General features: G+C 55.8%; 13 protein-coding genes. 4 read left to right on the forward strand and 9 right to left on the reverse strand.

Annotated features, from left to right (window positions below; genetic code table 11):
• Positions 1-98: 98 nt before the first annotated feature.
• Positions 99-539 (forward strand): PTS sugar transporter subunit IIA, encoded by a 441-nt coding sequence (locus JSN25_RS09240; protein WP_038637318.1) that lies wholly within the window; start codon positions 99-101, stop codon positions 537-539.
• Between the two features lie 66 nt (positions 540-605).
• Entirely contained in the window at positions 606-1,835 is a 1,230-nt protein-coding gene (locus tag JSN25_RS09245; protein WP_085048293.1) for a polysaccharide deacetylase family protein, read from the forward strand.
• A gap of 6 nt (positions 1,836-1,841) precedes the next feature.
• Here JSN25_RS09245 and panD read toward each other — a convergent pair whose 3' ends face one another.
• From panD to thpR, 9 genes are all read right to left on the reverse strand, one after another.
• The gene (gene panD, locus JSN25_RS09250) at positions 1,842-2,222 is read right to left on the reverse strand and encodes an aspartate 1-decarboxylase (protein ID WP_023178331.1); all 381 of its coding nucleotides are present in this window, start codon (positions 2,220-2,222) and stop codon (positions 1,842-1,844) included.
• Positions 2,223-2,316: 94 nt separating this feature from the next.
• Positions 2,317-3,171, reverse strand: a complete 855-nt coding sequence (panC, locus tag JSN25_RS09255; RefSeq protein WP_085048292.1) for a pantoate--beta-alanine ligase — start codon at positions 3,169-3,171, stop codon at positions 2,317-2,319.
• Positions 3,172-3,182: 11 nt separating this feature from the next.
• Positions 3,183-3,974 (reverse strand): 3-methyl-2-oxobutanoate hydroxymethyltransferase, encoded by a 792-nt coding sequence (gene panB, locus JSN25_RS09260; protein WP_204525648.1) that lies wholly within the window; start codon positions 3,972-3,974, stop codon positions 3,183-3,185.
• A 120-nt stretch (positions 3,975-4,094) separates the two neighbouring features.
• Positions 4,095-4,586 carry a 2-amino-4-hydroxy-6-hydroxymethyldihydropteridine diphosphokinase gene (gene folK, locus JSN25_RS09265; RefSeq protein ID WP_199979810.1) on the reverse strand — a complete coding sequence of 164 codons (492 nt, stop codon included), beginning with the start codon at positions 4,584-4,586 and terminating at the stop codon, positions 4,095-4,097.
• A 110-nt stretch (positions 4,587-4,696) separates the two neighbouring features.
• Positions 4,697-6,091 (reverse strand): polynucleotide adenylyltransferase PcnB, encoded by a 1,395-nt coding sequence (gene pcnB / locus JSN25_RS09270; protein ID WP_204525718.1) that lies wholly within the window; start codon positions 6,089-6,091, stop codon positions 4,697-4,699.
• Positions 6,092-6,162: 71 nt separating this feature from the next.
• Positions 6,163-7,059: a tRNA glutamyl-Q(34) synthetase GluQRS gene (gluQRS, locus tag JSN25_RS09275; RefSeq protein ID WP_069324033.1), complete on the reverse strand. Its 897-nt coding sequence runs from the start codon at positions 7,057-7,059 to the stop codon at positions 6,163-6,165.
• 70 nt (positions 7,060-7,129) lie between these two features.
• Positions 7,130-7,585: an RNA polymerase-binding protein DksA gene (gene dksA / locus JSN25_RS09280; protein ID WP_003018625.1), complete on the reverse strand. Its 456-nt coding sequence runs from the start codon at positions 7,583-7,585 to the stop codon at positions 7,130-7,132.
• A gap of 177 nt (positions 7,586-7,762) precedes the next feature.
• Positions 7,763-8,467: a DNA/RNA nuclease SfsA gene (gene sfsA, locus JSN25_RS09285; RefSeq protein WP_038637342.1), complete on the reverse strand. Its 705-nt coding sequence runs from the start codon at positions 8,465-8,467 to the stop codon at positions 7,763-7,765.
• 15 nt (positions 8,468-8,482) lie between these two features.
• The gene (thpR, locus tag JSN25_RS09290; protein WP_038637344.1) at positions 8,483-9,013 is read right to left on the reverse strand and encodes an RNA 2',3'-cyclic phosphodiesterase; all 531 of its coding nucleotides are present in this window, start codon (positions 9,011-9,013) and stop codon (positions 8,483-8,485) included.
• A 73-nt stretch (positions 9,014-9,086) separates the two neighbouring features.
• Between thpR and hrpB the strand changes: the two genes are divergently transcribed.
• Positions 9,087-11,516: an ATP-dependent helicase HrpB gene (gene hrpB, locus JSN25_RS09295; protein WP_204525649.1), complete on the forward strand. Its 2,430-nt coding sequence runs from the start codon at positions 9,087-9,089 to the stop codon at positions 11,514-11,516.
• 135 nt (positions 11,517-11,651) lie between these two features.
• Positions 11,652-14,192 carry a bifunctional glycosyl transferase/transpeptidase gene (mrcB, locus tag JSN25_RS09300; RefSeq protein WP_085048287.1) on the forward strand — a complete coding sequence of 847 codons (2,541 nt, stop codon included), beginning with the start codon at positions 11,652-11,654 and terminating at the stop codon, positions 14,190-14,192.
• Positions 14,193-14,195 lie beyond the last annotated feature (3 nt).

Raw genomic sequence — 14,195 nt, forward strand, 5'->3', positions numbered from 1 at the left:
TCTTCCTCTCTCTGCTCGGGAGAGGAAGACTTTTGACGCTTATCACCATTATGGATTTATCACATTGATAAACTACTTGCCTGCTAAGGAGGAAGGCAATGTTAGGTTGGGTAATTACTTGTCATGACGATAAGGCACAGGATATGCTGCATCGTCTGGAGCAGAAGCACGGCCCGTTGGCCCAATGCCAGGCGGTAAGTTTTTGGCGTGGGCTCAGCTCAAATATGCTGAGCCGCATGATGTGTCACGCCCTGCATGCTACTGACTCAGGCGAGGGCGTGATCTTCCTGACGGATACCGCGGGGGCCGCACCGTACCGCGTGGCCTCGTTAATGAGCCACAAACACCCCCAGTGTGAAGTGATTTCAGGTATCAGCTATTCATTGCTTGAGCGAATGCTTTCGTCGCGGGAATCAATGAGCAGCTCTGCGTTTCGCGATTGCATTGTTACGCTTGGCGGGCCGGAAGTCTCAAGCCTCTGGCATCAACAACAAAAAAATCCCCCCTTCGTGTTGAAGCATGATTTGTACGAGTATTAATCGTTGGTATTGATGGCGCTTTTGCTACAATAGCCGAGGTTTCTCGCCTCGGTTCGGTTATCTCATATGGTTATGCGCGTTGTGCTTATTTTGTTGCTCCTGTCTTCTGGCAGCGTAGCTGCGGCTTTGCCTGCTCGCTACATGCAAACTACCGAAGCGGCTGCCGTGTGGGCGCAGATAGGTGACAAAATGGTGACGGTGGGGAATGTTCGCGCCGGGCAGATCCTTGCCGTAGAGCCGATAGCGGCTGACTATTACGAATTCACCTTTGGCTTTGGTACCGGATTTATTGATAAGGGGCATCTGGAGCCTGTTCAGGGGCGGCAGAAGGTTGACGATGGTTTGGGCGATCTCAATAAACCCCTCAGCAATCAAAGCCTGATTACCTGGAAAGATACACCGGTTTATAATGCCCCGGATGTCGGTAGCGCCCCGTTTGGCGTGCTGGCGGATAATCTGCGCTATCCCATAATCAGTAAGCTTAAAGACCGACTCAACCAGACGTGGTACCAGATCCGCATTGGCGGCAGACTGGCCTATATCAGTGCTCTGGATGCGCAGGAAGACAACGGCATCCCGGTGTTAACCTATCATCATATTCTGCGTGATGAAGAGAATACCCGCTTTCGTCACACCTCCACCACAACCTCCGTACGCGCTTTTAGCAACCAGATGGCCTGGCTACACGATCGCGGCTACACGACGCTGACGATGTATCAACTGGAAGGCTATGTACGCAACAATATGAACCTCCCGGCGCGGGCGGTGGTGCTGACTTTCGACGATGGTCTGAAGTCGGTGAGTCGTTATGCTTATCCGGTGTTGAAACAGAACGGCATGAAGGCGACGGCGTTTATCATCTCGTCACGCATTAAGCGCCATCCGCAGAAGTGGGATCCGAAATCGCTACAGTTTATGAGCGTCTCTGAACTGAATGGGATCAGGGATGTGTTTGACTTCCAGTCGCATACCCATTTTTTACATCGAGTGGACGCTTATCATCGGCCGATCCTGCTGAGCCGCAACTATCACAACATTCTGTTCGATTTTGCCCGTTCGCGGCGGGCGCTGTCCCAGTTCAATCCTCACGTCCTGTATCTTTCATATCCGTTTGGCGGTTATAACGCCACGGCGGTAAAAGCGGCGGGCGATGCGGGATTTCACATGGCGGTAACTACGGTGAGAGGGAAGGTGAAGCCGGGCGATAATCCGATGCTGCTCAAAAGGCTGTATATTTTACGCACGGATTCGCTGGAAACGATGTCGCGGCTGATCGTCAATCAGCCGCAGGGGTAAGGACTATCAGGCAACCTGGACCGGAATAGCTTTCGCGGTGCGCTTCATTTCGTTGTCGCCTTCAAAGTAGGCCACTTTCGGCCGCCATGTCCGGGCTTCTTCATCAGACATGGTGACGAAGCTGGCGATAATCACAATGTCGCCAACCTCAGCGCAATGCGCCGCCGCACCGTTCACCGAGATGATTTTGGAGCCGCGTTCAGCCGCAATCGCATAGGTTGAGAAACGTTTCCCATTGGTCACGTTCCAGATATCAATCGCTTCGTTTTCCAGAATACCGGAGGCATCGAGGAAATCCTGGTCAATGGCACAGGAACCTTCGTAGTGCAGGTCCGCCTGCGTGACTTTTACGCGGTGGAGCTTGCCTTGCAGCATGGTGCGAATCATAACTTCTATACCCTGTCGTTTATCTTGACTAAGCAGGCGCTTGAAGCCTGCTTTGGAAATTCTCAGGCAGTATTGCCCGATTTTTAACCCCTGTCTACTGGGCTAATGTAACGCTTTGATTATCGATCAAACGCGCCTGTCCCAGCCATGCGGCGACCAGAATGACCGCACGTTTGCTGTTTTCGGTGAGTTCAAGCAGCGTGTCGGCATCGCGGATCTGAATGTCGTCGGCGCGGAAGCCTTTTTCATTCAGTTCTTGCGCTGCAATGGCAATCATCTCGTCCAGGTCACGCTCACCGGCCTGTAACTTTTCGCCGATGCCGCTCATCACTTTGTATAATCCTGGGGCGATTTTACGCTGCTCTGCCGTCAGATACCCGTTACGCGAGCTGAGCGCCAGACCATCTTTGGCGCGGATAATCGGCACGCCGACTATCTCAATGTCGTAGCCCAGATCGGCGACCATTTTGCGAATCAGCGCCAGTTGCTGGAAATCCTTCTCGCCAAAGCAGGCGATATCCGGCTGGATCAGGTTGAACAGCTTGCTGACGATAGTTGAGACGCCGCGGAAGTGGCCCGGACGGCTGGCGCCTTCCAGCATGGTAGAGAGGCCGGGAACATCAACGTACGTCTGGCCTTCCAGCCCCTGCGGGTAGATTTCCTCAACGGCTGGAGCAAAGACATAATCGACTTTGCGCTTGTTCAGTTTTTCGCAGTCTTCCTGCAGCGTGCGCGGATAGCGCACCAAATCTTCCGGTCTGTCGAATTGCATCGGATTGACGAAAATGCTGACGATGACCACATCAGCTCGGGCTTTTGCCTCATCGACCAGTTTCATGTGGCCGTCGTGCAGATTGCCCATAGAGGGAACCAATGCGACACGTTTGCCTTCCTGGCGCAGACGACGGATATGCTGACGCAGCAGCGGCAGGGTTTCGATAATTAACACACCTGGACTCCTTAATGGAAACTGTGTTCTTCGCCCGGATAAACGCCGGACTCCACTTCTGCCATATACTGCCGTACGGCGGCGCGCATGTCGCCCGCTTCGGCAAGGAAATTTTTCGCGAATTTTGGAATATGACCGCCGGTGATGCCAAACGCATCGTGCATTACCAGGATCTGACCATCGGTGACGTTGCCCGCGCCGATGCCGATCACCGGAATCGACAGCGCTTCAGTAACGCGCTTCGCCAGTTCAACCGGCACGCATTCCAGCACCAACAGTTGAGCGCCTGCCGCTTCTAAGGCCAGCGCGTCATCCAGCAGTACCTGCCCGGCGTCGCCGCGGCCCTGAATTTTATAGCCGCCGAAGATATTCACCGATTGCGGCGTCAGCCCCAGATGACCACAAACCGGGACGGCGCGTTCGGTGAGCATTTTCACCGTATCAACCAACCATGCGCCGCCTTCAATCTTGACCATATTGGCCCCCGCACGCATCACGATGGCCGCGTTTTCAAACGTCTGTTCCGGCGTGGCATAAGCCATAAACGGCAGGTCGGAGAGCAGCAGGCAGTTCGGCGCGCCACGGCGAACGGCGCGGGTGTGGTAGGCGATATCTTCCACGTTGACCGGCAGGGTGGAGTCGTGCCCCTGAATTGTCATGCCCAGTGAGTCGCCCACCAGCATCACGTTGATGCCTTCATCGGCGAATAATTTGGCGAAGCTGTAATCGTACGCGGTAATGGTGGCGAAGCGTTTCTTTTCCTGTTTGCATTTCTGTAACAGCGAAATGGTGGTCGGTTTCATAACATTTCCTGATGATGAAAGTCATATTTACCGGCATTCTAACAGTCACATTCAGGGGGGCAATTGATTTAAGCAATCGTTTGGCGCTAAAGCAGTAAACGCTAAAGGGGAGGCTATGTTTTACCAGTGGGCGGGTTTTGCCGCACCAAGATGGGTGAGATGCTGATGCAGGCTGATACCATCCGGAAAGATCAGATCAGGGGCGATCTCAAACAGCGGCCACAGCATAAAGCCCCGCTTTTTCATGTCGTAGTGCGGCACGGTCAGACGGTCGGTGTTAATCACTTCATCGCCAAACAGCATAATGTCGAGATCCAGCGTACGCGGACCCCAGCGTTCGGCCTTGCGCACACGCCCCTGTTGCAGCTCAATGCGCTGGGTATGGTTAAGCAATTCTTCTGGGGCGAGAGCGGTATCCAGCGCCACGGCGGCGTTCAGGTAATCGGGCTGATCCTGTGGGCCTAATGGCGGTGTGCGGTAAAATGAAGAGACGGCCACAATGCGGCTGTCGGGAATTTCACCGATCGCCTGTACGGCAGCATTCACCTGTTCCAGCGGGGAGGCGAGGTTGCTGCCAATAGCGATATATACCCGTCGTCTTTCAAGCTGCATCTGTGTTGGCTTTCCTCGCTCATCCCAGTCACGTACTGATGTACGCTCCCGGGAGTTCGCTGTGTCGCCGCCTTGATGCAACCCGAAATCCATTGGGTATTCGCGATTGGTCACGCGGAGCCCTCGCGGCGTGGCGCGCGTTTACGTGGGCGACGATGACGACGACGTTCAGGCTCTTCATCCAGCTCGTTCAGCATGCCTTTTTGCTCCGGCGGCGCTGAAACCTGGAATTCACCCCACCATTGAGCCAGACGCTGCAGCTCGGCGTTGTTTTCCACTTCTGCACGCAGGGCCAGCAGGTCGTAGGCGGCGCGGAACTTCGGATGTTCCATCAGCTTCCAGGCGCGTTTGCCCTGACGACGGGACATGCGTAACTGCAACTGCCAGATATCGCGGGTCAGCGAGGTTAATCGTTTCGGGATTGCCAGCGAGCGACAGGCTTCGTCGAGTACGTCATTCATTGCCAGTGCGAAAGCGTCGTAATAGGCCAGGCCGCTTTCTTGCGCGATTTTCTGCGCGGCTTCCAGTAACGGATACCAGAACATGGCGGCGAACAAGAACGCCGGGTTAACGCGCATATCATTGTTAATGCGGTTATCGGTATTCTTCAGCACCTGGGCGATAATGCGTTCCATCGGGCTGTCACCGTCTTCGGTGAAGTAGCGCGTAATGGTTGGGAACAGCGGCTGGAACAGGCTGTACTCACGCAGTTTTTTATAGGTTTCATACCCATAGCCCGCCTGTAACAGCTTGAGTGCTTCTTCAAACAGGCGTGCGGGAGGAATGTCGTTCAACAGCGTTGCCAGACGCGGGATCGGCTCTGCGGTTTCCGGGCTGATACGCATGTCGAGCTTGGCGGCAAAGCGCACGGCGCGCAGCATACGTACGGGATCTTCGCGATAGCGCGTTTCCGGATTACCGATCAGGCGAATGATGCCTTCTTCGAGATCCTGCATGCCACCGACGTAATCACGCACGGTGAAATCGGCCACGCTGTAATACAGGCTGTTGATCGTGAAATCGCGACGCTGGGCATCTTCTTCAATGGAGCCAAAGATGTTATCGCGCAGCAGCATACCGTTTTGCCCGCGTTGCGACGTGGTGCGATCGGCTTCGCTGCCTTCATGATGGCCGCGAAAGGTCGCCACTTCGATAATTTCCGGGCCAAACATCACATGCGCAAGGCGGAAACGGCGACCGACCAGACGACAGTTGCGAAACAGTTTTCGCACCTGATCCGGCGTTGCGTTAGTGGTGACATCAAAATCTTTTGGCTTTTTGCCCAGCAAAAGATCGCGCACGCCCCCGCCAACCAGCCATGCCTCGTATCCGGCCTTATTGAGCCTGTACATTACCTTCAGGGCATTTTCACTGATATCTTTGCGGGAGATTGAGTGCTGCTCACGCGGGATTACCGTCATATGTGGACGGGCGACGGCAAGCTCGGCCTCGCGCTCCTCGCGGCTTAGCACCTTGCGGCAAAAATTAGCGACTCGGGTAAAAATAGTGCACCTCGGTAGTGTCAAACTTCAATCAGAACAAGTGTTGCTGTGTAAAAATAGCGGCTAATCATAGCTCAGCGTGGCGCATTTGAGAATGGCGTATTTACGATCGCTGATTCTGGCACCGTTGTCAGACTCCAGTTTTTGACGGCAAACTGAAGGATCTGATCGACCTGCATTTCCTGCCACGCGATATCCGCACGCTGGCCGAGAAAGCGCAGCGCGGCAATAATCACCGGACGTGGATCGCCTTGCGGCAGGGCAGGTGCATGATTTTGTTTGGAAAGTTTAGCGCCTTGTTCGTTAAGCGCCAGCGGCAGATGAATATAGTCTGGCGCCTGCCAGCCAAACTGCTGATACAACGAAATTTGCCGCACCGTCGGTTCTATGAGATCGGCGCCGCGCACAATTTCCGTCACGCCCTGGAAATGGTCATCTACCACTACCGCGAGGTTATAGGCAAACAGCCCGTCGCGGCGGTGAATAATAAAATCTTCGCCAGCAAGTTGCGGGTCAGCCTGAATTACACCGCGTAGCCGGTCAGTAAACTGCAGCACGGGGCGACGTTGCTTGATGCGGACAGCCGCCTGCTCTGGCCCGAGGCGTAACTCACGGCAGTGGCCGTCGTAAATACCGCCGACGCTTTGAATACGCGCCCGTGTACAGGTGCAGTAATAGCTCAGATCCTGCTGATGCAGCCAGCTAAGCGCCTCTCGGTAGGCTTCATGACGCTGGGATTGCCATAAAATTTCGCCATCCCAGTGCAGGCCGTAATGTTCCAGCTGACGCAGAATCGTCTCTGCAGCACCGGGAACTTCACGAGGGGGGTCAATGTCTTCAATACGTACTCGCCAGATGCCGCGCCGGGCACGGGCCTGCAGGTAGCTCCCGAGGGCGGCAATGAGTGAACCGAAGTGCAGTTCGCCGGAAGGGGAGGGGGCGAAGCGGCCAATATAGTGTGAATCGCTCATTTTGCGGACTAACAAATAATAAGGCGGGAGAAACTCCCGCCTGTAGTAAACGTGGTAAAAATGACCGGAATTAACCTGCCATTTGTTTTTCGCGGATTTCTGCCAGCGTTTTGCAGTCGATACACAGATCGGCTGTCGGACGCGCTTCCAGACGGCGAATACCAATTTCTACGCCGCATGATTCGCAGTAGCCGAAATCTTCGTCTTCTACCTTCTTCAGCGTCTTCTCGATCTTTTTGATCAGTTTGCGCTCACGGTCACGGTTACGCAGCTCAAGGCTGAATTCTTCTTCCTGCGCGGCGCGGTCCACCGGATCAGGGAAGTTAGCCGCTTCGTCTTGCATATGAGATACGGTGCGATCGACTTCATCCCTAAGTTGATTACGCCATGCCTCAAGAATACGCCTGAAGTGCGACAGCTGGGCTTCGTTCATATACTCTTCGCCCGGTTTCTCCTGGTACGGCTCCACCCCAGCGATGGCGAGAATACTCAGGGACGATGTTTTACGGTTTTGCCCTTCTTGCATGTTGCTTCTCCTTAACACGCACTATCGATCCCCATGTTCGGGGGAAAAATCAGGTCGCTATAAATAGCAGATGCTTTTCCGGATAGCAATTATCTAAACGTAACACTTGACAACCCTGTGAGGAAAAGCGTATTTGCACACGCGCCCAGAATATTAATTAACCAGATGTTTACACCATTACAAGGTAATGGGCAACGGCTCTTTAAGAGTCATACCATGGGCAGAAAGTTCCGCTTTATAAACCAGAATTTCGACCCCCTTTTGCCGAGCTTCGACCAATAATTGCGCATATTTCGTATCAATATGGCGCGCGGGTGAAAACCGTGTAATGGCTGAATGTAGCACAGCGAAAAATATCACCGCCCGCTTACCTTCAGCCGCTACGCTCATCAATTCCCGAAGATGTTTCTGACCTCGTTCAGTGATGGCATCGGGAAAATAACCCTGATCTTTTTCCGCCAACGTGACTGATTTCACTTCAATATAGCAGTCAGGTCGGGAATCCGCCTGTAACAAAAAGTCTATACGACTCCCTTCGGCGCCGTATTTTACTTCACTTTTCAATATGCTATAGCCTGAAACTTCTGAAATTAGCGACTGCTGAATCGCCTCTTTCGCTAATCTGTTCGCCCACAGCGTATTAACACAAATAAATGCCCCGGATTGCGTTTGCGTTAATTCCCAGGTATGCGGGTATTTCCGTTTGGTATTTTCTGATGTTGAATACCAGACGGTATCACCTGGCGTTGCGCATCCGGTCATCGCGCCGGTATTTGGGCAGTGTAACGTTAACGTTGTGCCATCCGGTGTGATCACATCCGCTAAAAAACGCTTGTAGCGCTGGATGAGCGTAGCCGGTTGTAAAGGTGGAGAAAATTGCATGAACAGTCCCTTTGATTATTCAGTCAGCATCCAGCGTTGCAACTGCGTGTAACGCGTACGCCCCCGCGTGAATGTGGAGGAATAGAGCGCAAACCCGGTGACCGGGAACGACCAGCCAAAGCCGGGGGGCGGAATGGGAACCGCGTGTCCGGCATCGCGCAGCAGCGTGATATGCGGGTGAAACGGCTGTGGGCTTTGATAGCACCCGCTGCGTGAGGCCTGCGCCCGCAGCATATTCGCCAGTTGTAACAGTCCGCGCGGCGGCTGACGCATCCCCAGCCATACTACTCGCGAACGCAGCCATTGCCCGGCATCATCCAGTTTGAGCGTAAAACCGGGCTGGCGAATGCGTCCGGCTAGCTGCGACAACGCCTGTTGCTTCTCTGCGCTGACATCACCTAAAAAGGCCAACGTCAGATGCAGATTCTCGGCGGCGACGGGACGGCCTGCTTCAGGAGGGAATTGCGCGGCTCGCCAGTGGATTAACTGCTCCCGAACCTCGGCAGGCAATTCAATCGCAAAGAACAGCCTTTTTGGCTCAGACATGATGGATACTCGGTTATGAATTAACGCGATGCTACAATGCAGCGCGAAGAATGTTAACCCTCTGGAGCCATTTGTGACGTCGTTGCCCGTTGCCGCCGTAGTGCCTGCACTGCTTACCGCCCTTGATGCCTCGCCGCAGGTGCTGCTGACCGCGCCGACCGGTGCCGGGAAATCGACCTGGCTACCGTTGCGACTGCTTGAGCATGGTGGCATCAAGGGGCGGATAATTTTGCTGGAGCCGCGCCGTCTGGCGGCACGCAATGTGGCGCAGCGGTTGTCGGAGTTGCTGAACGAAAAGCCCGGCGAGACCGTGGGGTATCGCATGCGCGCGCAAAGCTGCGTGGGGCCGCAGACCCGGCTGGAAGTGGTTACGGAAGGCGTCCTGACGCGCATGATCCAACGCGACCCCGAACTCACGGACGTCGGGTTAGTGATCCTCGATGAATTTCACGAACGGAGTCTGCAGGCCGACCTGGCGCTGGCGCTGCTGCTGGATGTACAGCAAGGTCTGCGTGACGATCTGAAACTGTTGATCATGTCCGCAACGCTCGATAACGGGCGCTTGCAGCAGTTATTGCCCGATGCGCCCATGATTATCTCTGAAGGCCGCACATTTCCGGTCGAGCGACGGTATCAACCGCTGGCGGCACATCTGCGTTTTGACGAAGCGGTGGCGATAGCCACGGCGGAGCTACTGCGCTATGAAAGCGGGTCGCTGCTGCTGTTTTTACCGGGCGTTGGGGAAATCCAGCGCGTGCAGGAGCATCTGGCAACGCGTGTGGGCAGCGATGTTGTGCTGTGCCCACTGTATGGCGCGCTGACGCTTGCCGAGCAGCGTCAGGCGATTTTGCCCGCGCCGCAAGGCCAGCGCAAAGTGGTGCTGGCCACCAACATTGCTGAAACCAGCTTAACGATTGAAGGTATTCGGCTGGTGGTAGACTGCGCTCAGGAGCGCGTGGCGCGCTATGACGCGCGCACTGGACTGACGCGACTGATTACCCAGCGCATCAGTCAGGCCTCGATGACGCAGCGAGCGGGACGCGCAGGGCGTCTGGAACCCGGAATTTGTCTGCATCTGCTGGCCAAAGAGCAGGCGGAAAGAGCGGCTTCGCAAGGGGAGCCGGAGATATTACAGAGCGATCTGTCCGGGCTGCTAATGGAGTTGCTGCAATGGGGATGCACCGATCCCGCGCAACTAAACTGGCTGGATACGCCGCCTGCTATCAACCTGCAGGCGGCAAAACAACTGTTGCAGATGCTGGGTGCGCTTGCGGGTGACAGGCTCAGCGCTCGCGGGCAGAAAATGGCGATGTTGGGGAACGATCCTCGCCTGGCGGCGATGCTGGTCAGCGCCAGCAATGATACCGAAGCGGCAACGGCGGCAAAACTGGCAGCGATTCTGGAGGAGCCGCCGCGTGGTGGCTGTACCGATCTGGCTGCGGCGTTTTCACGCAATCACCCCGCCTGGCAGCAGCGCAGCCAGCAATTGCTGAAACGGCTCAATGTTCGCAGCGGACAGCCCGACAGTACGCTGCTTTCCCCGTTGCTGGCGCAGGCGTTTGCCGACCGGATCGCGCGTCGACGCGGGCAGGAAGGGCGTTATCAACTGGCTAATGGTATGGGCGCAATGTTGGATGCTGATGACGCTTCCGGACGCCATGAATGGCTGATAGCGCCGTTGTTGCTACAGGGCAGCGCTTCGCCGGATGCGCGTATTCTGCTGGCCCTGCCGCTGGAGATTGACGTGCTGATGCAGACGTGTCCTGAACTGCTCCAGCAGTCCGACACTATCGAGTGGGATGAAACCCAGGGCACATTAAAAGCCTTACGCCGCTCGCGCATTGGTCAGCTCACGGTAAAAGTCCAGCCGCTGGCTAAACCCTCGGAAGAGGAGTTGCACCAGGCGATGTTGAATGGCATTCGCGATAAAGGGCTAAGTATGCTCAACTGGACGCCGGAGGCCGAGCAGTTTCGGCTGCGTTTGCACTGTGCGGCGACCTGGTTGCCAGAATATGACTGGCCCGCGGTAGATGAAGATTCTCTGCTGGCGACGCTGGAGACCTGGCTGTTGCCGCACATGAGCGGTGTGCACTCTTTACGCGCGTTAAAAGCATTAAATGTGGGTCAGGCATTGCGCGGTTTGCTGGACTGGTCAATGCTGCAACGTCTGGATAGTGAACTGCCGGCGCATTACACTGTGCCGACGGGGAGTCGGATTGCCATTCGCTATCATGAAGATAATCCTCCTGCGCTGGCGGTGCGGATGCAGGAAATGTTTGGCGAAGCGAGGACTCCAACCATCGCTCAGGGCCGCGTTCCGCTGGTGCTGGAGCTGCTGTCTCCGGCCCAACGACCGCTACAGGTGACCAGCGATCTGAGCGCGTTCTGGCAGGGATCGTACCGCGAGGTGCAAAAAGAGATGAAAGGGCGTTATCCGAAACACGTCTGGCCGGACGATCCGGCGAATACCGCGCCAACGCGGCGCACCAAAAAGTATTCGTAATGTAGCTGTAGGCCGGATAAGGCGTTATGCCGCATCCGGCGAAAGAGCGGTAATAATTGAGAGATTTCTTCTTCTGTCGCAGGACGGAAGAACAGAGAATCGGGCCCTTGCGCCTGAATGTTGCGGAGAAAAAGCATGGCGGGGAATGACCGCGAGCCAATTGGACGTAAAGGGAAACCATCGCGTCCGGTAAAACAAAAGGTGAGCCGTCGTCAACTCAGAGATGAAGAGTATGACGACGATTATGATGATGATGACTATGAGGATGAAGAACCGATGCCGCGTAAGGGTAAGGGCAAAGGGCGTAAGCCTCGTGGTAAGCGCGGCTGGTTCTGGCTGCTGGTAAAACTGTCGATTGTCTTTTTGGTGCTGATCGCCATTTACGGCGTGTATCTGGACCAAAAAATTCGTAGCCGTATTGATGGCAAAGTCTGGCAACTTCCGGCGGCGGTATATGGCCGCATGGTTAACCTTGAGCCAGAAATGCCCATCGGCAAGAACGAGATGGTGAAGCTGCTGGAGGCCACGCAGTATCGTCAGGTGACGAAGATGACGCGTCCGGGCGAATTCACCGTACAGGCGAAGAGCATTGAGATGATTCGTCGCCCGTTTGACTTCCCGGACAGCAAAGAAGGGCAGGTGCGCGCGCGTCTGACCTTTGACGGCGATCATCTGGACACCATCGAGAATATGGATAACAACCGCCAGTTCGGTTTCTTCCGTCTCGATCCGCGTCTGATCACCATGCTCTCTTCACCAAACGGCGAGCAGCGCCTGTTTGTCCCGCGTAGCGGCTTCCCGGATCTGCTGGTGGACACGCTATTGGCGACAGAAGACCGTCACTTCTATGAGCACGACGGGATCAGTCTCTATTCCATTGGCCGTGCGGTGCTGGCGAACCTGACGGCAGGTCGTACTGTACAGGGGGCCAGTACGCTGACCCAGCAGTTGGTGAAGAACCTGTTCCTCTCCAGCGAGCGCTCCTACTGGCGTAAAGCCAACGAAGCCTATATGGCGCTGATCATGGATGCGCGTTACAGCAAAGACCGCATTCTTGAGCTGTACATGAACGAAGTCTATCTCGGCCAGAGCGGTGACAACGAGATCCGTGGCTTCCCGCTGGCGAGCTTGTATTACTTCGGACGTCCGGTGGAAGAGTTAAGCCTCGACCAACAGGCACTGCTGGTTGGGATGGTGAAAGGGGCGTCGATTTATAACCCGTGGCGTAACCCGAAGCTGGCGCTGGAGCGTCGTAACCTGGTGCTGCGTCTGCTGCAACAGCAGCAGATTATCGACCAGGATCTGTATGACATGCTGAGCGCGCGTCCGTTAGGCGTGCAACCGCGCGGCGGGGTGATCTCCCCACAGCCAGCGTTTATGCAGATGGTGCGCCAGGAGCTACAGGCGAAGCTGGGCGATAAAGTTAAAGATCTCTCCGGCGTGAAAATTTTCACCACCTTTGATTCCGTGGCGCAGGACGCTGCAGAAAAAGCGGCGGTGGAAGGCATTCCGGTGCTGAAGAAACAACGTAAGCTGAGCGATCTGGAAACGGCGATTGTGGTGGTTGATCGCTTTAGCGGCGAAGTTCGCGCCATGGTCGGTGGGGCAGAGCCGCAGTTCGCGGGCTATAACCGTGCGATGCAGGCGCGTCGTTCAATTGGTTCTCTGGCGAAGCCGGCGACCTATCTGACGGCGCTCAGCCAGCCGAAGCTGTACCGCCTGAATACCTGGATTGCCGATGCGCCAATTGCGCTGCGTCAGCCGAACGGCCAGGTGTGGTCGCCGCAGAACGATGACCGTCGCTATAGCGAAAGCGGTAAAGTGATGCTGGTGGACGCGTTAACGCGCTCGATGAACGTACCCACGGTGAATCTGGGGATGGCGCTGGGCTTGCCTGCCGTGACCGATACCTGGCTGAAGCTGGGCGCGCCGAAAGATCAGCTTAACCCGGTTCCGGCTATGTTGCTGGGGGCGCTGAACCTGACGCCAATCGAAGTGGCGCAGGCGTTCCAGACTATTGCCAGCGGTGGGAACCGCGCGCCGCTGTCGGCGCTGCGTTCGGTAATTGCCGAAGATGGCACGGTGTTATACCAGAGCTTCCCGCAGGCTGAGCGTGCCGTTCCGGCGCAGGCGGCGTATATGACGCTGTGGACCATGCAGCAGGTGGTTCAGCGTGGTACAGGCCGCCAGCTTGGCGCGAAGTATCCTGGGCTGCATCTGGCGGGTAAAACCGGGACCACCAACAACAACGTCGATACCTGGTTCGCCGGGATTGACGGCAGCCAGGTGACCATCACCTGGGTGGGCCGTGATAACAACCAGCCAACCAAGCTGTACGGTGCCAGCGGCGCGATGTCGATTTATCAGCGTTATCTGGCTAACCAGACTCCAACCCCGCTGGTGCTGACGCCACCGGAGGATGTGGTGGATATGGGCGTGGACTATGACGGCAACTTCGTGTGTAGTGGTGGGATGCGCACGCTGCCAGTATGGACCACCGATCCTGACTCACTGTGTCAGCAGGGGGAAATGCTGCAGCAGTCGGGTAATCCGTTCGATCAATCTTCTCAACAGCCGCAGCAACAGCAGCCTCAACAGCAGCAACCGGCGCAGCAAGAGAAGAAAGACAGCGACGGCGTAGCGGGTTGGATTAAGGATATGTTCGGCGGAAACTAATCC

Origin of the sequence: Citrobacter cronae (assembly GCF_016893685.1) — a bacterium.
GTDB lineage: Bacteria > Pseudomonadota > Gammaproteobacteria > Enterobacterales > Enterobacteriaceae > Citrobacter > Citrobacter werkmanii.

Coding starts and splice junctions, on each gene's coding strand:
- JSN25_RS09240 (WP_038637318.1), top strand. CDS start 99: ATGTTAGGTTGGGTAATTACTTGTCATGACGATAAGGCACAGGATATG.
- JSN25_RS09245 (WP_085048293.1), top strand. CDS start 606: ATGGTTATGCGCGTTGTGCTTATTTTGTTGCTCCTGTCTTCTGGCAGC.
- panD (WP_023178331.1), bottom strand. CDS start 2,222: ATGATTCGCACCATGCTGCAAGGCAAGCTCCACCGCGTAAAAGTCACG.
- panB (WP_204525648.1), bottom strand. CDS start 3,974: ATGAAACCGACCACCATTTCGCTGTTACAGAAATGCAAACAGGAAAAG.
- folK (WP_199979810.1), bottom strand. CDS start 4,586: ATGCAGCTTGAAAGACGACGGGTATATATCGCTATTGGCAGCAACCTC.
- gluQRS (WP_069324033.1), bottom strand. CDS start 7,059: ATGAGCGATTCACACTATATTGGCCGCTTCGCCCCCTCCCCTTCCGGC.
- dksA (WP_003018625.1), bottom strand. CDS start 7,585: ATGCAAGAAGGGCAAAACCGTAAAACATCGTCCCTGAGTATTCTCGCC.
- sfsA (WP_038637342.1), bottom strand. CDS start 8,467: ATGCAATTTTCTCCACCTTTACAACCGGCTACGCTCATCCAGCGCTAC.
- thpR (WP_038637344.1), bottom strand. CDS start 9,013: ATGTCTGAGCCAAAAAGGCTGTTCTTTGCGATTGAATTGCCTGCCGAG.
- mrcB (WP_085048287.1), top strand. CDS start 11,652: ATGGCGGGGAATGACCGCGAGCCAATTGGACGTAAAGGGAAACCATCG.